The sequence below is a fragment of the Saprospiraceae bacterium genome, from assembly GCA_016717265.1.
Taxonomy (GTDB): domain Bacteria; phylum Bacteroidota; class Bacteroidia; order Chitinophagales; family Saprospiraceae; genus Vicinibacter.
Map to the genome: position 1 here is coordinate 753,556 of JADKFX010000001.1, position 22,593 is coordinate 776,148.

Below are 22,593 nucleotides of genomic sequence, written 5' to 3' on the forward strand. Positions count from 1 at the left end.
CGAAAATTGAATAATCCTCAAAACCAGCAATTAGGAATAGACTTTTTTTAGTAAGCTCTTACATCATTATGCTGCATATAATTGATGAATGCAGTATTTACAACCTTAACACCACCGGGGGTAGGATAATTGCCTGAAAAGTACCAATCTCCAGTATGATTTGGACAGGCTTTATGCAATCCTTCGAGTGTCTGAAAGATAATTTCAATTTCCACATTGTATTCTAAGGGAGTCAGCATTTGACCAATTTTTTTAGAAACTTGTTCATAGGTAAAACTATCGTATAAGGCAATCAGGTGATTTTCCATTTTTTCGGCAGGAAGATGTTTTTGAGCTAAACATTTTTCGAGTGTTTCTTCTAATAAATGCTCTTTGTTATGATCCTGTAATAATTCTACTAATGCCTGAAAAGCAACAAATTTATCTAGCTGTGACATATCAATGCCATAACAATCTGGATACCGAATTTGCGGTGCTGATGAAAGAATAACAATTTTTTTAGGATGTAAAGTGCAAAGTATATGAATGATACTATCTTTAAGAGTAGCACCTCTTACGACCGAATCATCTAGTACAATCAGGGTGTCTTTACCAGGTTTCACAACACCATAGGTTACATCATAGACATGTGAAATCATTTTACCTCGGACTTTGTCATTAGCAATGAACGTACGCATTTTATCATCTTTTACTACCAATTTTTCGAATCTTGGTTTTACAGATAATATTTTTAGTATTTCAGCAGGACTTAAACTAGTTTCTTTGTTAAGAATACTCTTAACTTTTTGACTATTAAGATGATCGTGAATGGCTTCTGTTAAACCCATGAATGCAGTTTCAGAAGTATTTGGAATAAAAGAAAAAACGCTATGTTCTAAATCGCCTTCTAAAGAATCAAGAACAGCTGGGGCTAATTGTCTTCCAAGATTTTTTCGTTCTACATAAATATCTGAATCATTACCACGAGAAAAGTAAATTCTTTCAAAACTACATGATTTTTTTTCTTTTGGCTCCAGGCATAATTCTTCCTTAACCTCTCCGTGATATTTAATTATTAATGCATTTCCTGGTTTAAGTTCTTTTATTTCCTCTACGCCAATTTCAAAAGCAGTTTGCAAAGCAGGTCTTTCTGACGCCATAGCAACAACTTCGTCATTTTGGTAATAAAATGCTGGTCTGATACCATTTGGATCTCTTAATATAAATGCATCACCATGACCAATCATGCCTGCTATTACAAAACCTCCGTCAAATTTTTTAGCCGCTTTATTGAGTACATTACAGACATCCAAATTTTTAAAAATTAACTGGTTAATTTCTTGTTGGCTATGTCCTTCCGGCTTATACCAGTTAAATAGATGTTGAACTTCTTCATCTAAGAAATGCCCGATTTTCTCCAAAACAGTTATGGAATCTGATTTAATTTTTGGATATTGACCAAGGGATACCAATTTTTGAAATAATTCCTCCACATTGGTCATATTAAAGTTACCAGCTAAAACCAGGCTCCTGCTAATCCAATTGTTTTCCCGAATAAAAGGATGGACGGTTTCAATAGTATTTTCTCCATGGGTACCATAGCGAAGATGGCCTAAAAGTAATTCTCCCATAAAAGGTTTATGCTCTTTAAGCCAAGCCCCATCATTCATTTGCTCTTCCGTGAGGTCATCAAAATGTTGCATTACCCCTTCAAACAAGGATTGTAAATAATTAGAGGAGTTGCTTCTCCTCCGTGAAATATATTTCTTTCCAGGCTGAGTGTGCAGTTTAATCGTGGCAATTCCTGCACCATCCTGGCCTCTATTACGTTGCTTTTGAAGAAGTAAATGCAATTTTTGCAGGCCATAGAAACAAGTACCATAGGTTTTTTGATAATAATCTAAGGGCTTTAACAAACGAACCATGGCTAGGCCACACTCATGTTTGATTTGATCACTCATATTGAAAAAATGTAATACAAAGATACGACTAACAAAGTCAGTCAAAAGACTGAAAATGCATAATAAATTGTCAAATACAAAGCCTTTTTATTAAAACCGTTTTAGAATCAGCTTTAATTTAATATAAGTCAATATTAAATTTAAACATTCATATGATATTCTTTGGTTTTCAATGAATTTTTCATATTTGGGTCATTCCAGGTTTAAAAGAGCAATCTGGAATTACAAAAATCCAATTTTATAAGTAATGATCCTATTCTGAAACCTTTTACATTTGTGGCGTATTACTAAATAATACATACCCTATGCCGGATATCATCCATTTACTAAGTGATCATGTGGTCAATCAAATTGCCGCTGGTGAGGTAATTCAAAGGCCTTCTTCAGTTGTAAAGGAGTTAATGGATAATGCTATTGACTCTGGTGCTACGGAAATAAAATTAATAATAAGGGATGCAGGAAAATCATGGATACAGATAAATGACAATGGTTGTGGTATGTCACCAAGCGATGCGCGAATGTCTTTTGAAAGACACGCTACTTCAAAAATTAAGTCAGCAGAGGATCTATTTCAAATATTGACCAAAGGATTTAGAGGAGAAGCCCTTGCATCGGTTGCAGCGGTTGCTCAAGTTGAGTTAAAGACTAAACCACATGGTGATCAAACGGGAACAAGAATACAAATAGCAGATTCCAAAATAAAATCTCAGGAACCTTGCGCCTGTCCATCAGGTACACAAATTCAAGTCAAAAATCTGTTTTACAATGTACCTGCACGAAGAAAATTTTTAAAAGCAGATACCGTAGAATTAAGACATATTCATGATGAATTTATTTATCAGGCACTTTCATTTCCAGAAATTGCGTTTACATACCATCATAATGATAATCTTATTTATCAATTAATACCGGGTAATCTTAAACAACGAATCATTCAGATATATGGTAAGAAGTATCAGGATCATTTAATTCCGGTAAGTCCACAAACAGATGTTATCGAAATTAGTGGATTTATTGGAAAACCAGAATTAGCAAAAAAGGGAAAAGGGGAACAAATAATATTTGTAAATCGCCGTTTTATTCGCAGTCCATATTTACAGCATGCTGTGAAATCTTCTTATGAAAATATTATTCACCCGGATAGTCAGCCATTTTATATTTTGTTTTTAAATATTGATCCAACTAAAATTGATATCAATGTGCATCCAACAAAACATGAAATTAAATTTGAGGACGAAAGGTTAATTTATCAATTTTTAAAGGCAGCAACTCGCTATAGTTTAGCTCAATTTTCTTTAACACCGCAATTAAATTTTGAAGATTCAAATCCTGGAATTGAGCGCATGATGAGTGGTGTTGAATATTCAAGAAATCCAAATCATGTGAATCAAAATCCAGGGAGTCAGGCATCCTGGTTACAGTTGGCAAAGCCTGGTCAGCCAAATGATTTTGAGTCCCCAAAAAATTCGTCGGATATCCAATTCGTAAATAATACGGAACTACTTACAATGCAGGAAGCGGAAGATAAATTCCGGGTAGTGCAATTCCACGCATCTTATTTAATTGTCCAGCTTAAATCAGGAATTACAATTATTGATCAACAATATGCACATGAACGTATTTTGTATGAATTTTATAAAGCAAATTTAAAAACAGAAAATAGTCAAACTCAAAAATTACTTTTTCCACAAACATTACACCTAAGTTATCCAGATGCAATACAACTAAAACAAATTTTGCCGGTTCTTCAAAAAATTGGATTTGAAATTGAAGATTTTGGTTCTGATTCATTTATTATTCATGGTGTACCAGCGCTCCTGGAAGGCAAGTATTCTGAACAAGAACTTATTCTTAAAATGTTAAATCAATATAAAGCGAATCTTGAGTTTGAATTATCCCTTGATGAAAATCTGGCAAGATCATTGGCAATAAGTAGTTCCATAAAAAGAGGCAAGACCTTAAATCACGAAGAATCAACTGCTTTGGTGGAGCAATTGTTTTTATGCGAAATTCCATATGCAAACCCTTTTGGAAAAAAGTGTTTGTTTCATTTGAGTTTAGATGATTTACACAAAAAATTTATTTAAATACTATGTATCAAATTACAGAAGCCGTAAAACATATAATTATAATTAATGTAATCCTTTTTTTAGGAGCCATGACTTTAATGGGAGACTATAAGTATTATTTATATTTATTTTATCCAGAAAGCCCTTATTTTAAACCCTGGCAAATTATTACGCATATGTTTATGCATGGGAATATAAACCATATTTTATTTAACATGCTTTCTTTATTTTTTATTGGTCCAATGATGGAAAGTGATTTAGGAACAAAACGTTTTTTAAGTTTTTATTTTGGATGTGGATTAGGAGGTGCCATTTTGCATATTATTTCCAAATTTATTTTAATTCAGTATTTTGGTCACGCAGAAGAAATCAATATTCCCGTAGTCGGAGCATCTGGAGCTATCAATGGATTGTTCATTGGATTGGCGTATTTATATCCAAATATGCCAATGAGTTTACTTTTTATCCCAATTCCTATAAAAGCAAAATATCTTGCATTTTTATTAATTGGAGGTGATCTTATTTGGGGTGCAAGTGGGTATCATACCGGCATTGCACATTTTGCACATTTAGGCGGTGCATTATTCGGCTTTTTAATGTTATATTATTGGAGACATAAGCGCTAATCCATGTTTGAATCTATTTATAAAGATATTCGATATAAAATACAAACAGGAAACTTTTGGGTCCGGAGTATTGTATTGTGTACGGTTATTTTTATTTTAGTAAATCTTACGAAAGCTTATTTTACGTTTAGTAATGCTGGCTTTCCGGGAGCGCTATACTATGATGTGATTCAGGGTATAAGTTTGTCCTCTGAATGGAAACACAACCTGTTATATATATGGGTATGGATTACACATATTTTTTTGCATGAAGGATTTTTTCACTTACTTTGGAATATGCTGTGGCTATATTGGTTATCGGCTATTGTGGAAGATTTAATTGGAAAAAGACATGCTATTCTCATTTTTTTTGAAGCTGCAATTTTTGGAGGGATATTTTTTATAATTAGTACCCATTTTATTCCTTGGTATGAGGGAATGGAAATTCATGCTTCGGGTGCTTCTGCTGCTATCTGTGGCTTATTATTTGCTGCAGCTACAATTTCACCAAGTTATGGTATTCGCTTATTTTTAATTGGAAATGTTGAGATCAAATATATTGCAATTTTTGTGCTCATTATGGATTTAATTCTTGCAGGGCAGGTTACGAATTCTGGAGGTCATTTTGCACATATTGGTGGCGCCATTTGGGGTTGGCTTTACATTTTGTTATTGCGGCAAGGAGTAGCAATGGATGGATGGTTGGATTATTTTATTTCAGACAATACACCCAGTAAATATCAAAAACCAAAGGAAACCAGAGTACGTCAAACTAAATTTAAACAAACCCCCTCTAAAGAAGAAAAATTAAATGGGATTCTGGATAAAATTAAAACGCAGGGGATAGAAAAACTAACCCCAGAAGAACGGGAATTCCTGGATCAAATGAGCAAAGAATAAAGATGTTGCGTTTTTTACTTTCTGTAAATATTGTTTGGACAATAATTTGTCTTGTTATTTATGCCATTGTAGGTTTAGATCCTGCAAGGTTTTGGATGTTTTCAATTTCAAGTTTATTTATACCGATTCTCTTTCTAATTAATATTTTATTTGTTTTATTTTGGTTAGTGTTTCATTGGAGATATGTTTGGTTACCCATTCTAACGCTTCTAGCAGGTTGGTCATCTTGGAATTTATTGTTTTCGTTTGGTGAGGAATTTAAATCGAAAAAGTGTCAACAAGAATCTTTTACGATCATGAGTTATAATGTTTATGGTCTTAAGCAATTGAAAGATACGTCTCAATCTAAAATGTTGATTAAGAAATCTAAATTTACCGCTTTCATAAGAGAGCATGAACCGGATATTATATGTGCACAAGAAAATAATTTCTTTTCTGATGACATTATTAATAAAACCGGACTGTATCCCTATTTTCATTATATGATTCAACATGGCGCAGCCATTTACTCCCGCTTTCCTATATTGGACAAAGGTTTAGTCGAGTTTGGCACAAAAACAAATAGTTGTTTGTGGGTTGATATTTTAGTCCAGGGAAAAAAAATTAGAGTATATAGTGTCCATTTACAAAGCAATCGAATCACCAAGGAGGTAGAAACCATTACAGATGAGCAAGAAGAGAAGAATCAGGAGAAAATTAATGTGATCCGAAAGATGCTAAGAAAGTACAGGAATACAGCAATCGTGCGTTCAAAACAAGCTAAATTGTTATCTGATCATGCAAGTCTTTCTCCTATTCCCTGCATTATTGCTGGTGATTTTAACGATACCCCATTTTCACATAGTTATAAAATACTTTCAAAAGGAAGAAATGATAGTTTTATTAAATGTGGAAGTGGTTTAGGTACTACCTATATCGGAGCACTTCCGGGTTTGCGAATTGATTATGTTCTTGGTGATGAAAACATTTTAAATTTTTGTTCACATCGGGTTTTGCACACAAGTTATTCTGATCATAACCCTATTTTGGTAAAGTGTTATGCTAAATGGTAATGAAAGAGGTTTAATTAAGAAGTAGAATTATAAATCTTTTGTTTTAAGACTATTTAGAGAGGACAATAATTAATATGTTTTCAGTTCTTTTTATTCGAAATTTAGATTCTATTTCATAATTGAAATTAGTAATAATTATTGCCCTAAAGAGTACTTATCATTAAAATTTGAACATCGAAAAATCATGGCATCCTACAAATTTTATAGTCTGAAATAAAAGAAATTTAATTCTTCATTTTTAACTGTTAAAGGACATTATAAAGCGTTGAAGGTATTCCAGATTTTTTGTAAGTATGCTTTAGCAATGTTCATATTTGTTTTTGGATTGTCTTGGCTAAGGATAATTTTCTTATTATCATTTGAAAACACCTGCACTCCTCCATTGTCGACCCATCCAAAACCATTGTTAAATGCATAGTAAGCTGTTTGCTTGTGATTCAATGAAAAAATGTTTTGACTAAAATCAAATGCTTCATTAGAGACTCCGAATTGATGCAATATACTTGGTGCTATATCATTTTGGCTAATGACATTTGTGATTGTACTATCCATTGTAATGGCGCCACCACCAAACCATATTGGAATATGAAATTTTTCTGGGACATGATACAAATCGTTTCCTGGAAATCTGCAACCATGATCTGCCACAACAAGAATCATTAAATCATTCCAAATAGGTAAAGCTGCGAGTTTATCCAATATAATACCTAAATGTTTATCTGTATAATGTACCGTATTTAAGAATAAAACTTCTTCCTGATTTTCATTCCAGTAATAATCTTCTGGTATATCATAGGGAGGATGACTACTAAGACTTAAGCAAATTTTTAGGAACTGGGAACTATCTTTTAGAATATCATCATACACTTTTTCAAATAAAATATGATCATGGACACCCCATTTAGCATTATAGGTTTTGGGTGAGAAGCTGGATTTATCAATGATTTTGTCGATCCCACTATTGTAAATGAAACTACTCATACTGGCAAAACTGATGTCTCCACCATAGTAAAATGTGGAATTATAATCTAATTGTTTCAAAGAGCGAATCAAGGATGGTAATTTCTCTGTTTTCTTTGGAAAATGTACAATGGAAGACTGGGGTTGTGCTGGAAATCCACTTAAAATGGAAGCCAATCCAATTTCCGTGCGATCACCGGTGCTATATGCCTTTGAGAAGTAGATACCTTTTTTAATCCATTCATTGAGTCGCGGTGTGATTTCTTTTTCTTTATATTTTTTATTTATTAGTTTCGCTGTAAAGCTCTCCATAATAAAAATTAAAACCTTTGGCCTGGTGTCTTTCAATATATTTAGAACGTTTTCATTTTTATCTTGAAATAAGGAATCTACAATCTCATCCGCTTGTTTTTGTGACATGAATTGAATGTTTGTATTTATCTTCTTTACTTGTAATGCGGTATAAAGTATATTCCAGGGAGCGTTTAAAGCAATATGGTTTGCATATGGTAAATTTGAAAAATAGACTTTTCCAGGATTCATTGGGATAATGCTAAATCCACCACGCATCGGAATTATTAATGCAGGAAAAAGCAGGATATTTAGAACATATGTATAATAACTATTTGTAGGATTAAATTTAAATTTCATTAAAAGAAAATACCCAAGCCAAACGAAAAGAAAAAACAGAAGAATACAGGAAATTATATTAAATCCAGAAATAAAACTACCAGCTTCTTGAAACGCTGTTAAATAGAGAAACGCTGTTTTATCCAATCGAAATCCCCATTCTCTATATAAGGTAATGTCGGCAGCAGTAATACCTGATAAAATTAATATTAAAGTAGAATGATAAATGAAAAGTATTTTTTGAAAGGGTATCCATTTATTTATAAAATATACGAATAAAGGCAAGGCAATTAAATAAGCAGTCATAGATAAATCCATATAGACTCCATAGCATAAAGATTTTAATAAAAATTCAAAGTTTATTTTATAACCAAACAGGAATTGATACCCAACAAATAGGATTCTAATAAGAAGAAAAAACAGTAGCCAAAATCCAAATAGACTCAAAACAAACTTTAAATAATTTTTCATGTTTAAATTGACAGATGAATGCACAAAAGTATTAATTTAAAGCGTTAATTATGAGTGATCTTTCAAGATGGAAATTGGTGTTGGGTGCGTTATCTGATCAGGACAATACCGTTAAGTTTAATAAAGAACAGCAAGATGTCGAAAATCTGTTGGAGGAAATTTATGGAAATCATGGAAAAGAAGGTCGGGGTCGATCTACCCGTAAGATTAAAAATTGGTTAGATGGAATTCGATTAAATTTTCCATCTGAAGTTGTGCAGATTATGCAAGAGGATGCTCTTGAAAGACAGGGAATAAAGGAAATGTTGCTAGAGCCAGAACTACTTGAGAAAATTGAGCCTTCTATAAAGCTCGTTGCTTCCATCCTACAATTGCAAAATTTATTACCTGAAAGGACCATTTCGACAGCACGAGCGCTCGTTTTTAAACTGGTTACAGAAATTGAGCGCAAATTGACGCCAAGCTTGCAATTTGCTGTACAGCGAGCAATTAAAAGGCATTCAAAGCCAACCAGTCCTTCCAATTCAAATATGGATTGGAAAAAAACCATTTATAAAAACTTAAAGAATTACCGGCCTGAATTAAACACGATTATTCCAGATCGCTGGTTTGGATATAAAAAAGGATACAAATTACCTCAGGTATTTATTTTAGTAGATACGTCTGAGTCTATGATACATAGTATGATTTATGCCGCTATCATGGGTTCTGTTTTGGCTTCCATGAAATCTATAAAAACGCATCTGATTTTTTTTAATACAGAAGTAACGGATCTTACAGATGCATACCTAGACCCTGTGGATATATTATTTAGTGTGCCCTGTGGAGGTGGCACAGATATAGCCTTAGCGCTGGAGTACACCAGGCAACAAATTAAAATTCCGAATCAAAGTTTAATTTTTTTAATAAGTGATTTGTATGAAGGAGGAAACAGAAATGATTTGATACAAATTTGTAATCAACTTGTTGATCAAAATTCAAAATTGATCTGTTTATTAAGCTTAAGTAACGATGGTAAACCGGATTATGATATTCAATTGGCCAAAACGATATCAGGATTGAATATCCCTTGTTTTGCTTGCCCTCCTGAACAGTTTCCAGAGCTTATAACAAATCATTTAAATGCGGTTCAAATCTAATCGGAAAAAAATTTATTTTAATTTTATAATGATTTTTCATTTTGCCTGGCAGCCATTTAATTGTAAGTATTTAGACAATTTTTATAATTGTGAATGGAAGATAATTTCTGCTAGATAATTTTTAGGGCAATCTAAAGATTTAAATGCCATACTGTTTTAATTTACCTTTGGTATATAATTTGAAATTATGAGTTTATTAGATTTAAAAGTACCAACTATTGGGGAATCTATAACGGAGGTGACACTCTCTAAATGGTTAAAACCAAATGGAGCCTTTGTTAAATTGGATGAAGCTTTGTGTGAATTTGAATCAGACAAGGCAACGCTTGAGTTTCCTTCAGAGGCAGCAGGTACACTAATTCATATAGCAAAAGAAGGGGATGATTTAGCCATTGGGTCTATTGTAGCACAAATTGATACAGCGGGTGTTGAGCTTGTTGAAAAGCAAGCATTAAAGGATCTCTCTAAGCCTGCATTACAAGAGTTTAAAGAAAGCCATTATGCTGCAGGATTACCATCACCATCAGCAGCTAAATTACTCCATGAATCTGGTTTACAGGCAGATTCTATAAAGGGTACTGGAAAAGAAGGCCGTATCACAAAAGAGGATGCTATTCTTGCCATAACAAATAAGCAAAATGAAATTCAAGAGGAAATAAAAACAGCAGATACTCTATTAAGTAAAGATTCTATTGTTAAGGCTTCCAGATCAAGCAGAAGAGAAAAGTTGTCCAGAATGCGAAAGACCATTGCAAAACGCCTGGTTGCTGTAAAAAACGAAACAGCTATGTTGACAACTTTTAACGAGGTTGACATGAGGGCTATCGTGGAGTTGCGTTCTAAATACAATGATTTATATCAAAGCCGGTACGGAATCAAAATCGGATTTATGTCTTTATTTGCGAAAGCTGCAAGTTCAGTATTATTGCAAATGCCTGAAGTAAATGCCCATTTAGACGGTGAAGAAATAGTGTATCATGACTATGTTGATATTTCATTGGCAATTTCGACATCAAATGGATTGGTCGTTCCTCCTATTAAAAATGTAGAATCTTTAAAATTATTTGAATTTGAACTACAATTGAAAGTCTTGGCCGAAAAGGCAAGAACCGGAAAACTAAGTTTAGATGAAATGACAGGTGGCACGTTTACTATTACGAATGGAGGGGTTTTTGGTTCTTTACTCAGTACCCCAATAATTAATGAGCCCCAATCTGCAATACTTGGTATGCATGCAATTAAAGACCGACCTGTCGTTGTGAATGGTCAAATTGTAATTCGTCCCATGATGTACATTGCATTATCTTATGACCATCGGGTAATAGATGGCTCTTCTTCAGTAAGCTTTTTAGTAAAAGTTAAAGAACTTTTAGAAGATCCAATTAAATTATTTCTTGAAATCTAATGTACTATTGATATGACCTTGCAGCAATTTTTTGAATGGGTTCAGATGCGGCCCTTATTTATTGTTTACTATTTTACAATTCTTTTTGGAATTACATTATTAGCAAGCTTTTTTTCAAAAGAAGAGGCTCATTTACCTCCGTGGAATGGATTATTTTCAATACTTATTTATGCTGTTTGTATTCCTGGAATTTTTGCATTTACCTTGAGTATTTATTTTTTTCTATTTGAAAAACGAAGTATCCTGGATACTGAACTTGTATTGCAGGTTTTACCTATCTTTATGATGATTCTGATCCTGTATATTATTAAGCGAAATGTAGATCTTGATGCAATTCCAGGTTTTGAAAAACTCAGCGGATTGATGTGGATTATAGGGATTGTGCTATGTCTAATGTGGGTAATAGATCGAACACACCTATATGCGATTAGCTTTGTGCCATTTTATTATGTTTTATTCTTATTGTTGGGTGGTATTCTTGCGATGCGATTTGCATTCAAAAAAATAATCCAATAAAACATCCTTTATTACTGCCATAGCAAAGAAAACGATGGAACTGAATTCTTTGTCGAACGATTCATTATGAATTCTTGAATAGATTTATTTATGATGCATTATCTGATCATAAAATACCCTATTATAAAAATCTTTTAGACTTTTATTTTCTGGTTCTAAACTCATTTGTTCCTGACCATAAAGAATCATATAGTTAATTAAATTTTCTTCTTCCAAGGCACAAAAAACACTGATCATTTGAGAAGTGGTAGAAATATATGGATTATTTTTTCTAAATGATTTTTCAAGTTTAGAAATTTTAGTATCAAATTCTTTTGGGCTGCTAACTGTAAAGGATTGATATTCAGATTTTATATCTGTATTTTTTATTTCAACAGACCAGAAGTATTTTTTATTTAGGGACAATAACTTTTCAGGATTTTTTAATTTATACTGATGTTTATTTGTTTCTTTTTTAAATACAATCTCTTTACTTTCAAAATCCTGAATAAGTAGTTTATAAAAACAGGTATCGCATTGAATACCCCATGAAAAATTTAATTCTTCATTAATTAATGGAAGCGGACCACTAAATGGAAATTCAAGAATAGGATTGGTCAACTCACCTCTTGAAATTGCAAATATTGAATTTTTATAATATTCTTTAGATTCAGAACTCGGGTGCGCAACAAAGAATGATTTGAAGTAGTTGACAAAACTATTTAAAGTTGATTTTTCTTCCGTTTTTTCAAACTCTAATTCCTTCACTAGAAAACTGCCTTGCTCTGTAACTTCGCAGTGAAATCCATCTTCCTTAATTAGTTTCACAACACCATTTTTGGGAATAATAATTTTTTGATCAAGGGCAACCGGACCATAGGGTAAGCTAGTTACTTTTTTATATTGGCTTGCAGCCGTGGAACTTTTAACATCACCTTGAATAAAAATAACGATAATATCCTGAGCTGCAATAGTAAACGTATTAAAAATTAATACTAATGAGAGTCCAAAATAAATAAAATATTTCATAGAAATTAATCTTATAGGTTAAAAGGAAAGCATGGTATTACTAAATATTTGGTCAATTCTGTAAAGATATATACCCAAATTGGTATTTAGGTTATCGCTTGCGTTACGAAAAAGCTAATATTTGCTTTTTTTTGTTATAAGCTTCGAAATACCACGTTCAATCAGATCATCTAATTTTCGTTCATAAATTTCGTAAAGCTCATAAGACAAAATAATAGCCGTTGCAATAAAAAAGAAACTTAGCTTCCAACTCCAGAAAACTAATAACAAGATAGCCAATGTAAAGAGTATTACAAATTCAAAAATTTGAAACAGACGTATAAAAATACGCTGCATAAAATTATATTTTTTTATGATACGTTTAAACGTTAAATAGTTAATAAAGAAAATTAGGAAGCCTAGAAAATATATAATAGAACTTGGTATATCTTCAATAAAATCTTTGTCGAGTAGCATTGAAATAATATTTGCATGAATCATGATTCCATACATATCCGGTAAAGAGCGACCGGTATATTGTTCATTTAGAGGAGTGAAATAGCGATCATTCATGGAAAATGAGTTTTCCGTTTCTCCGCAAAAACCAATTAACACAATTTTATTTTTTAAAAATGTTGAATCATATAATGCTGAATCTGCCAGAAATTTATCAATGTCGAGCAGCATATAATGAGACGCTTTACCACTGTTAATTGGGAATTCCATAGAACGAGGTCCAGGTTGTACTCTTCTAAAATTTATCCATTCTGATGTGTGCTTACGATTTTTTAAGATGGGGATAATACTGGTATCTACTTTTGAAACCAGATGCGTTGAAAACGCTAGATTTAAATTCTTTTCAATTTCAATAGAAGGTACAAAAGCACGCACACTAAAGCCATCATTTGTTGCAAGATTTACATAGCCATTCGCAATCCCAGCACTAAAAAATGGGTGCGTATTTAAATTTATGCTAGGTGTTTGATTATTAAAGTCTTTGTTTAAAGTATAACCCAGAATAATTTTTGTAGAAGCTTTTTGGATTGCTTCCTTAAGTAAAGTATCTGCTTTCGTTTGATAAAAAGTATCAATTAAAATATCTAAACCAATGGATTGTGCCCCTTTTTCATTTAATAAATTTATGGTTTGCGCTAATTTTTCTCTATTGGTTAATCCGGAGTTCACAACAAATATTCGATTATCAAATAAATGTGTTTTATTATGATTTCTGAATTTTGAAAATGCAATATCCATAATGTCGTGTTGCTTGATGGCTTCACTAAATGGATCAATAAAAAGTTGATTTACGGGTAGATGATGCAGAAAGTACATCAAGCCTACACAAAGCATTGCAAAAATACCGGCATGAATGGAATGACTGCGTTTGGACATAATCGTGAGATACCTTGGCTAATCTTAAATTATAGTACGAGAATGAAAGTTCAAATATAGAATTTGAAATTGGATAATTTTAGAATCTTTGAATAGAAATACTTTTATAATTACGTTTAGCCATCCAGGTAAAAAGAGTAATATTTTAATTTTGCGAATTTATGGAGCAATTTATGAATCAATGTTACAATTATTATAATATCAATCCAATATAATGAGGGATTGTATTGCTCCACAATAGGTTAATGTATAACTAACAAGAATTCTTTGGTTTTTATTCACTTTTTTAAAATTTACTGATAATGTTTTTTAGATTTGGCTATATTATAGAAGGACAATTCGTATAAGTGAATTATCAAAATTCATATTATAAAAATGTTATTAATTAATGATGTGCAAATGAGGGAGTTACGATTAGTTTTATACAAATGTTGGGCTTATAGGTTCTTTTTTTTACGGAAAATCATTTATACATTTTTGTTTTATCACTTTTTAGGATTTGATTCTTTATTTTCACAGGAGAAAGGAATCACGCCGAAATTAATAGTCAAGGATCAGAAGACATTAGTCAATAATCAAAAGTCAATAGTCAATAATACCTACGCTGTTGTAGTCGGAATTTCAGATTATCAAGATCCGGGTATTCCCGATTTGCGTTTTGCAGATAAAGATGCACAAGCTTTTGCAAATTATTTAAGATCGGATGCGGGAGGTAGATTAGAAAATGATCATTTAAAAGTATTGATCAATGAGCAGGCTACAATGGCACAATTTGCCAATGCCTTAGATTGGTTGATGGAATATGCAAAAGAAGGAGATCAAACGATTATTTATTTTTCTGGACATGGAGATGTAGAGAAGAAAACAATAACGCAACCCGGATTTTTGTTGTGTTGGGACGCACCTGCAAGAGTATATATGGCTGGTGGTGCTTTTAATTTACGAGACGTGCAAGAGGTAGTGTCTACACTATCGATACAAACAAAAGCAAAAGTAATCGTAATAACGGATGCATGCCGTTCTGGCAATCTAGCAGGAAATTCAGTTGGTGGTTCGCAAGCCACAAGTGCTAATCTTGCAAAACAATATGCAAATGAAATAAAAATATTATCGTGTCAACCAAATGAATATTCAATTGAAGGAGAACAATGGGGTGGAGGTCGCGGTGCCTTTTCATACAATCTTGTAAATGCATTATATGGCTTAGCAGATAATAATAAAGATCTTTCAATTACGCTGCAGGAAACTGGCCGGTATTTGGAAGATCATGTTACCGCTGAGGTTGCACCAATAAGTCAAGTTCCAATGATTATTGGAAATCGCATGGAAAAAATTGCTACTGTTGATTCTGCAACGTTGGCTTTAATTAAATCTGGTAACTCCAATCAAGTAGTTGGTTTATCCTTTATTGATACACGTGGATTCGAAGATGAAATATTAGCTAAAGCAGATACTACCACCAAGCAATTATACCAACTTTTTAAAAAAGCAATAAAAGATAAAAAATTATTAGAACCTATTGAAGCTTGTGCAGATAAATATTTCGAGCAGTTGATTAAAATAGAGCAACTTGCAAAATTGCATTCCATGTTGCGTCGAAATTATGCTGCGCTATTGCAAGATGAAGCTCAACAAGTTATTAATGTCTGGTTAAGAGCAGATATACAACAAATGGAATGTATTAGAAAATCATTAAATACATCATTACTTTCTAGGCAACTTGAACGTGCAGCTGAACTGTTAGGTGAACAACACTATATGTATAAAGTACTTAAAAGCAGAAAATATTTATTTGAAGGAAGAGCACTAAATGAAAAAATCAGAAATAGGTTAGTAGACTCTGTTGCAAGGAAAGTCATCGAATTATATCAAAAATCAATTTCCTTTGAGGCCAATTCTGCAAATACCTATCAATTAATGTCAAGGACATATGGATACAATTTGCGCAATTTAGATTCTGCATTGATATCTATGCGCATTGCAAATCAACTTGCGCCTAAGTGGATTCTGCCTTATATCGATTTAGCTTATATAATTATGAATGTGTATCCCGAAAAAATGGAGATTGCGAAACAATTAATTGATGAGGCATTGGCTATTGATTCTACACATGGATATATTTGGAGTCATTTAGGAACATATTATATAAAGAAAAAACAATTTGACAAAGCGTTCTATTATTTAAATAAATATGAAACATCTGAAGGTGAAAAATTCCCATGTTGGTACAATGAAGTTGGACAATATTATTATAAAACGAAAAAATTTGCTGAAGCAGAGTCGTACTACAAAAAGGCTTTAGCATTGGATTCAACACGAGAGGGAATATGGGTAAATCTTGGAGTTACTTATTACAATACAAAAGATTATTCTGCTGCTGAAAAATGTTATTTAAAAGCGCTTTCCATAGATTCAATGAGTTATATAGTTTGGGGAAATCTTGGCAATCTATACAAAAAAATGAATCGATTCGAAGATTCTGAAAAATCACATTTAAGATCGATTGCTTTAAATGAGAAAGACATTTTAGCATGGTATAATTTAGGAAATTTGTATAAACTTACAAATCGATATTTAGATGCAGAGCGCTGTTATCAAAAAGCACTTGCTTTAAATTCCTTAGATGGACCCACACTTAATAATTTGGGAGATCTCTATGAAATAATGGATCGTAATGATGAGGCCATTGTTGCATTTTTAAAATCTAGTACCTTAGATTCGATGGATAAAAAAACCTGGTGTAATCTGGGAATCGTCTATCTTAAAGAACAGCAATTTCAAAATGCTGAGAAAGCAATCCGTAAAGCATTAGTTATTGATTCAACGTATAGTTATGCCCACTTTTATTTAGGAAAATTACTATATGAATTAGGCAAATTCGAAGAAGCAGAAATAAAGTTTTATACCGCTAATATACTGGATCCAGAAAGCCCAGCTTCATATATCGGATTTGCTTACACGGCGCTGCAAAAACACAAAATGCAAGATGCTATAGCTTTTGTTGAAGAAGCCATAAAGAGAAATTGGTCTTATGATTCTATTGCTAAAGATAAGTATCTATTGAAATTAAAAGAAATGCCTGAATGGGGTGTAATTATGAAGAAATATTTTCCGGATAAAATTGAATAGTACAATTTTAAATTTTTAAATCGGCATTTAAATTCGCAACTATGATTTTTGCAAATAGTAAATTAAATAAAATTGATAAATTAAAATTTTTAGTGTCTCTAATAGGAATATTTGTACTCACAAGCTACCTTTTTGCTCAGCAAAAAGGTATAAAACCAGCAGGTAATGGACAACAGTCAATAGTTAATAGTCAACAGTCAATAGTTAATGGACAACAGTCAATAGTCAATAACACTTACGCCGTCGTTGTCGGCATCTCCGATTATCAGGATCCTGGCATACCTGATTTGCGTTTTGCAGATAGGGATGCCAAAGCCTTCGCTGATTGGCTCAAAAGTCCAAATGGAGGAGCACTCAAGTCGACCGAACTTATAACTCTATTCAATGAGGAATCAACAACTGGTAAAATTATTGCTGCGCTAGATTGGCTGATTTCCACAACCAAATCGGGGGACAAAGCTATCATCTATTTCAGCGGCCATGGTGATGTAGAGCGCGTGACCAAATTCCAGAGAGGATATTGGTTGACCTGGGATTCGCCTCCTGCTGTTTATGCTGCTGGTGCATTCTCTCTTGTGTTTTTGCAAGATGTCATTTCGACCCTGGCAGATGCCGGTGTGCAGACTTTGATCGTCAGTGATGCTTGCCGGGCCGGCAAACTAGCAGGCAGCGAATTTGGTGGGGCTCAAGCTACAAGTGCTGCTCTTGCCAAACAATTCGCCAACGAAATTAAAATTTTGAGCTGTCAGCCCGATGAGTTCTCTCTTGAAGGGGAGCAATGGGGCGGTGGTCGTGGCGCATTTTCCTTTCATTTGATTGATGCACTTAATGGTTTGGCAGATGCAAACGGAGATGGCACAGTCAATTTGATGGAAGCTGGGAGATATTTAGAAGAAAAAGTACCTGCCGAAACAGCACCACATTCACAAATTCCAATGACGGTCGGCAGCAAATTAGCACAGATTTCAACAGTTAATGCGACTGGATTGGCAGAAAGGAAAAAAATGAAAATTGACGAGCCTGTAGTTTTCCAGAAAACAGATTCGCGAGGCTTGGAAGATCTTGCATTGGCTAAAGCTGATTCGAATCTCCGAAAAAAATACAAGGATTTCATTGCTGCCATCGATCGCGGTGATTTAATGACCGCTGCTGATTCGAGCAGAAATTCAGCTAATGAACTTTATGAAATGCTGAAAGATGAACCTACACTGGCTGATTTGAAAGGTGTGATGACAAGAAATTTTGCAGCTGCACTGATGGATAACGGGCAGCAGTTTATCAACAAGTTGCTGAAAAACGATGCCAAAACGATAGATAAATTTTGGCGAGGTAAAATTAAAGCCGGATTTATCGCACAACAATTAGAGCGCGCAGCCGAACTACTTGGGAAAAAACACTATGCATACAAAACCACAAAGGCAAAAGAATATTATTTCAAATCGATCGATTTGAGCCGGACCCGTACTAAAGAAACCTCCAATGTCGAATTTAAGCGGTTAAAGCAGGAACTTGTTTACAAAGGATTGAGTTTTGACCCGGATGCACCTTACCTGATTTACTCTCTGGCTGGTTATTCTCCCACTGATAGCATTGATTATTATATAGAAAAATTGACTGAGACCGCTCCGAATTGGGTAATATGGTATCGTAGCATGGCGGTTAAAGCGCAGTATCAAAAGAATGATTTGGATCTTTCTATACGTTTGTACCGAAAGGCAATAGACATAGACTCTACCTTTTGGTCGACACTGAATTGGATTGCTGGTCCATTGGATGAAAAGGGAGAAGCCGAAACCGCAAAAAGTTATCGCGAACAAACTGTTAGGACATTGTACCGGAACATAAGGGCAGATACCTCCAGGAAAATCCCGGACGAACTTACCGTTCTCGGGAATGCTCTTTGGCGATTGCGTAGATTTGAAGAAGCAAAATGGGCCTTGAACGAAGCAAATAAAGTCGCAGGCGGGTATTATTATTATTCATATGTTAATCTCTTACCTTTATTATGTGATATCGGCCAATTCGAAGCGATAGACTCAATCGTTTCCATTCAAAATACGGCCAGTCAGAAACTTTTTCAGGCAGTACAGGGTTTTGTCTACTTGTATGTAAAAAAGGATTTCAAAAAAGCAGAAGCCGCCTTATTGGCCTGCGCAAATGAGGGAGATATTCTTTATTTGGTAGACCTATATATTAAAATGGAACAATTTGATAAAGCTATTGCTGCAATAGATTCATTCCCGGAAAATCCGGATAATGATTTTTTTCTCAAAAGCTGGATTTGGTTTTTAGAAGGAAAAAAAGAGGTGAATAGTCATTTTTGCGATAGTTTTCTAATGAACTTAAAAGTAAAATATATAAAAAACGACTTCTTTAATAATGGGCAATACTTACAAAAGGCACTTGTGCAATATTGGATAGGAAATCATAAGGAAATGAATGAAACGCTTCGCAATGCCAACCAAATCCTAACTAGCGATCCCTGGCACCATTACAGGTTAGCTTGTTTTTATGCCCAAACAGGAGAACCCAGTAAAGCTTTTACACAATTAGATCTTGCGGAAAAGGCCAACTGGCACCCAAACCCATTTATATGGCTATACGGCACGGTAAATGACCCCTTCCTTAACCCGCTGCGCAAGCTCCCCGAATTTCAAGCTTGGGAAAAACGTTGGTCGCCTCCATATAAAGATAATTCAATTGGCAGTAATTCAATAAAATGAGAAAATTAAACATCTTTCTTTCCAGCTTTTTATTTTCAACTACCCTGCTTTTTGCCCAATTTGAAAAAGGTATAAAACCAGCTGTCAATGGTCAACAGTTAATAGTTAATAGTCAGCAGTCAATAGTTAATGGTCAACAATCAATAGTTAATAATCAAAAGTCAAAAGTCAATAATACCTATGCGGTAGTTGTTGGAATTTCAGATTATCAAGACCCAGGTATTCCTGATTTGCGTTTTGCAGATAGGGATGCCGAAGCATTTAAAAATTATCTTCGATCAAATGCAGGAGGTAACTTAGATGGAGATCATTTGAAAGTGTTGATCAATGAAAAAGCCACTATGGCGCAATTTGCAAATGCATTGGATTGGTTGATAGAGAATGCAAAAGAAGGAGATCAGTCGATTATTTATTTTTCTGGACATGGAGACGTTGAGAAAAAAACATTGACACAACCCGGATTTTTATTATGTTGGGATGCGCCAGCGAGAGTCTACATGGCTGGTGGTGCGTTTAATTTGAGAGACATTCAGGAAGTCATTTCTACACTTACCATTCAAAATAAATCGAAAGTAATTGTCATCACAGATGCATGTCGTTCCGGAACGCTTGCAGGAAGTTCAGTAGGAGGATCACAAGCAACTGCAGCAAATCTTGCCAAACAATATGCCAATGAAATTAAAATCATGTCTTGTCAACCCAATGAATACAGTATAGAAGGCGAACAATGGGGGGGAGGCCGAGGTGTATTTTCATTTCATTTGATCGATGCATTATATGGATTGGCTGATAAAGATGATGATCAGTTCATTACGCTGCAGGAAGTTGGTCGGTATCTTGAAGATCATGTTTCTGAAGAAGTAGCACCTATAAGACAAGTACCAATGATTTCGGGGGATAGATACCAGAAACTGAGCATTGTGGATACATCTATTGTAAATACATTAAAATCCGGAAAGACAAATCAATCGGTTATGTTAGTGTCGATTGAATCGAAGGGTATAGAAGAACAGATTTTATCAACAGTTGATACAAGTATCAAAGAACTGTATAGGCTTTTCAAAAAATCATTAAAAGATAAAATATTTTTAGAACCTAAAAGTGCATGTGCAGATACTTATTATGAAAAACTAATTGCCGTGCCTAAGTTGGAACATCTGTTTTCTACCATGCGACGTAATTATGCTTCAGCGTTGCAGGATGATGCACAACAGGTGATTAATAAGTGGCTAATAAGTGATCCTAATGAAATTGCACTTTCAAAAGTCAATCAGATTTTAAAATACCAGCTTTATCCAAGTTATCTGGATCGGGCAATCGAATTGCTTGGAAAGCAACATTATATGTACTCCAACTTGTATGCCCGAAAACTTTTTTTCGAGGGTTATTTAAAGCATATTTATTTATTAAATCTGAAAGTTACGAATCGGGAATTTGGTGAGAGTGTCTTAAAAAAATACCGCGAAGCACTGCAGTTACAACCTGAATCGCCACATATTTATTCTTGCATGATGAATGTATACTTCAATCAATTTCAACAATTGGATTCGGCAGAGTATTGTGCACGTCGGGCTACTGAACTTGCTCCGAGATGGTTTCTACCGTATTCCATTCTGGGTGGGTTATACGCTCAAAATATTATTACTTTCGGGAAAATTACAACAGATCTGGAAAAAGCCAAAATTTTTATAGAATTGGCTGAAAAAACGGATTCATTCTTGACTCAAATAAATGCTATTCATCTAAACTGCAAAGTGTCATATTATCTAGCTTCCAACCAAGTATACAAGGCGGAGATGCTAATGAAAGAATTAATACAATTGGATTCAACAAATTCAACTTATTATGATGCTTTAGGAACTACTTACTTGTTAAGTAAGCGGTATGAGGAAGCAGAGGAGTTTATGAAGAAAGCAATTTTAAAAGATTCAACAGCTGTTGATTTTTATTACAACCTTGGAATTGTCTATTTTGAAACCTTCAAATATAAAGATGCTGAAAGACTTTACAAAAAAGTGATTCAAATGGATTCTAATTATGTAAATGCATATTACAATCTTGGAGTTCTCTATTCTAATCAACAACTTTGGATTGACGCGGAAAGGCAATTAAAGAAAGTTCTTAAACTCGATTCGACGGATGCATTTACCTATAACCAACTTGGATTTATTTACGAGAAAGTGGCAAGACATACCGAAGCTGAAAAGTACTTATTGAAATCCATTTCACTGGATTCTACTAACCTGAATACACAAACGAATCTTGGCATGCTTTATATCCAAATGAACAGAATATCCGAAGCAGAATGGCAATTTAATAAGATTCTTACCGTAGAACCGGGCTATTCAATCGGTATGATCCATCTTGGAGAAGTTTATTTAAAATTGAATCGTGTAATAGAAGCAGAAAAACTATTCAGTAAAGCCATACAACAAGATTCTGATAATTCTTTAGCATTCTTGCATCTGGCAGTGGTTTATAGCAATTTAAAAAGTGAAGTACAATCCTGGAAATATTTAGAAGAGGCATTGAAAAAATCCTCGATTAGTTTTGAAATGTTGCAAATTGATTTGGATGTTAAAATATTTCGGGAACAGAAAGAAAAATGGGATGTATTGATGAAAAAATACTTTCCGGATAAAATAAAGAATTGATGAAAGTAAAGCTATTTAATT

14 protein-coding genes are annotated in these 22,593 nt (G+C 33.7%); 10 read left to right on the forward strand and 4 right to left on the reverse strand.

Annotated elements, in window-relative coordinates; genetic code table 11:
- Positions 1 to 47 precede the first annotated feature (47 nt).
- Positions 48 to 1,940: an amidophosphoribosyltransferase gene (locus tag IPO86_03020; GenBank protein MBK9727070.1), complete on the reverse strand. Its 1,893-nt coding sequence runs from the start codon at positions 1,938 to 1,940 to the stop codon at positions 48 to 50.
- A gap of 305 nt (positions 1,941 to 2,245) precedes the next feature.
- Between IPO86_03020 and mutL the strand changes: the two genes are divergently transcribed.
- Genes mutL through IPO86_03040 form a run of 4 tightly spaced genes read left to right on the forward strand, consistent with a single transcriptional unit; the run spans position 2,246 to position 6,566 of the window.
- Entirely contained in the window at positions 2,246 to 4,027 is a 1,782-nt protein-coding gene (mutL, locus tag IPO86_03025; GenBank protein MBK9727071.1) for a DNA mismatch repair endonuclease MutL, read from the forward strand.
- 5 nt (positions 4,028 to 4,032) lie between these two features.
- A complete protein-coding gene (locus tag IPO86_03030) occupies positions 4,033 to 4,635 on the forward strand; it encodes a rhomboid family intramembrane serine protease (GenBank protein ID MBK9727072.1) in 603 nt (200 codons plus the stop codon).
- Between the two features lie 3 nt (positions 4,636 to 4,638).
- On the forward strand, positions 4,639 to 5,514 hold the full coding sequence (locus IPO86_03035) for a rhomboid family intramembrane serine protease (GenBank protein ID MBK9727073.1): 876 nt from the start codon (positions 4,639 to 4,641) through the stop codon (positions 5,512 to 5,514).
- Positions 5,515 to 5,516: 2 nt separating this feature from the next.
- A complete protein-coding gene (locus IPO86_03040; GenBank protein ID MBK9727074.1) occupies positions 5,517 to 6,566 on the forward strand; it encodes an endonuclease/exonuclease/phosphatase family protein in 1,050 nt (349 codons plus the stop codon).
- 255 nt (positions 6,567 to 6,821) lie between these two features.
- On the opposite strand, the gene IPO86_03045 is transcribed toward IPO86_03040, so the two are convergent.
- Complete coding sequence (locus tag IPO86_03045; GenBank protein ID MBK9727075.1) at positions 6,822 to 8,627, reverse strand: sulfatase-like hydrolase/transferase; 1,806 nt, start codon at positions 8,625 to 8,627, stop codon at positions 6,822 to 6,824.
- Positions 8,628 to 8,677: 50 nt separating this feature from the next.
- Between IPO86_03045 and IPO86_03050 the strand changes: the two genes are divergently transcribed.
- The 3 genes from IPO86_03050 (at position 8,678) to IPO86_03060 (ending at position 11,687) form a co-directional block, all read left to right on the forward strand.
- On the forward strand, positions 8,678 to 9,766 hold the full coding sequence (locus IPO86_03050) for a VWA domain-containing protein (protein MBK9727076.1): 1,089 nt from the start codon (positions 8,678 to 8,680) through the stop codon (positions 9,764 to 9,766).
- A 187-nt stretch (positions 9,767 to 9,953) separates the two neighbouring features.
- Positions 9,954 to 11,171 (forward strand): 2-oxoglutarate dehydrogenase complex dihydrolipoyllysine-residue succinyltransferase, encoded by a 1,218-nt coding sequence (gene odhB, locus IPO86_03055; protein ID MBK9727077.1) that lies wholly within the window; start codon positions 9,954 to 9,956, stop codon positions 11,169 to 11,171.
- A gap of 45 nt (positions 11,172 to 11,216) precedes the next feature.
- Positions 11,217 to 11,687, forward strand: coding sequence for a hypothetical protein (locus IPO86_03060; GenBank protein MBK9727078.1), 471 nt, complete (start codon positions 11,217 to 11,219; stop codon positions 11,685 to 11,687).
- An 84-nt stretch (positions 11,688 to 11,771) separates the two neighbouring features.
- Here the strand turns inward: IPO86_03060 and IPO86_03065 are convergent, their stop codons facing one another.
- Together IPO86_03065 and IPO86_03070 are read right to left on the reverse strand one after the other, a co-directional pair.
- Positions 11,772 to 12,695, reverse strand: a complete 924-nt coding sequence (locus IPO86_03065) for a hypothetical protein (GenBank protein ID MBK9727079.1) — start codon at positions 12,693 to 12,695, stop codon at positions 11,772 to 11,774.
- A gap of 114 nt (positions 12,696 to 12,809) precedes the next feature.
- The gene (locus tag IPO86_03070; GenBank protein MBK9727080.1) at positions 12,810 to 14,066 is read right to left on the reverse strand and encodes a CHASE2 domain-containing protein; all 1,257 of its coding nucleotides are present in this window, start codon (positions 14,064 to 14,066) and stop codon (positions 12,810 to 12,812) included.
- Between the two features lie 477 nt (positions 14,067 to 14,543).
- On the opposite strand from IPO86_03070, the gene IPO86_03075 reads away from it, so the two are divergent.
- From IPO86_03075 to IPO86_03085, 3 genes are read left to right on the forward strand one after another with little or no spacing between them, the layout of a single operon-like run.
- Positions 14,544 to 17,195, forward strand: a complete 2,652-nt coding sequence (locus tag IPO86_03075; GenBank protein MBK9727081.1) for a tetratricopeptide repeat protein — start codon at positions 14,544 to 14,546, stop codon at positions 17,193 to 17,195.
- A gap of 41 nt (positions 17,196 to 17,236) precedes the next feature.
- On the forward strand, positions 17,237 to 19,918 hold the full coding sequence (locus IPO86_03080; protein ID MBK9727082.1) for a caspase family protein: 2,682 nt from the start codon (positions 17,237 to 17,239) through the stop codon (positions 19,916 to 19,918).
- Positions 19,915 to 22,572 carry a tetratricopeptide repeat protein gene (locus tag IPO86_03085; protein ID MBK9727083.1) on the forward strand — a complete coding sequence of 886 codons (2,658 nt, stop codon included), beginning with the start codon at positions 19,915 to 19,917 and terminating at the stop codon, positions 22,570 to 22,572. The genes IPO86_03080 and IPO86_03085 overlap by 4 nt, the downstream gene beginning before the upstream one ends.
- The last annotated feature ends 21 nt before the right edge of the window (positions 22,573 to 22,593 follow it).

Coding starts and splice junctions, on each gene's coding strand:
- IPO86_03050 (MBK9727076.1), top strand. CDS start 8,678: ATGAGTGATCTTTCAAGATGGAAATTGGTGTTGGGTGCGTTATCTGAT.
- IPO86_03035 (MBK9727073.1), top strand. CDS start 4,639: ATGTTTGAATCTATTTATAAAGATATTCGATATAAAATACAAACAGGA.
- IPO86_03060 (MBK9727078.1), top strand. CDS start 11,217: ATGCGGCCCTTATTTATTGTTTACTATTTTACAATTCTTTTTGGAATT.
- odhB (MBK9727077.1), top strand. CDS start 9,954: ATGAGTTTATTAGATTTAAAAGTACCAACTATTGGGGAATCTATAACG.
- IPO86_03040 (MBK9727074.1), top strand. CDS start 5,517: ATGTTGCGTTTTTTACTTTCTGTAAATATTGTTTGGACAATAATTTGT.
- IPO86_03080 (MBK9727082.1), top strand. CDS start 17,237: ATGATTTTTGCAAATAGTAAATTAAATAAAATTGATAAATTAAAATTT.
- IPO86_03020 (MBK9727070.1), bottom strand. CDS start 1,940: ATGAGTGATCAAATCAAACATGAGTGTGGCCTAGCCATGGTTCGTTTG.
- mutL (MBK9727071.1), top strand. CDS start 2,246: ATGCCGGATATCATCCATTTACTAAGTGATCATGTGGTCAATCAAATT.
- IPO86_03030 (MBK9727072.1), top strand. CDS start 4,033: ATGTATCAAATTACAGAAGCCGTAAAACATATAATTATAATTAATGTA.
- IPO86_03085 (MBK9727083.1), top strand. CDS start 19,915: ATGAGAAAATTAAACATCTTTCTTTCCAGCTTTTTATTTTCAACTACC.
- IPO86_03065 (MBK9727079.1), bottom strand. CDS start 12,695: ATGAAATATTTTATTTATTTTGGACTCTCATTAGTATTAATTTTTAAT.
- IPO86_03070 (MBK9727080.1), bottom strand. CDS start 14,066: ATGTCCAAACGCAGTCATTCCATTCATGCCGGTATTTTTGCAATGCTT.
- IPO86_03045 (MBK9727075.1), bottom strand. CDS start 8,627: ATGAAAAATTATTTAAAGTTTGTTTTGAGTCTATTTGGATTTTGGCTA.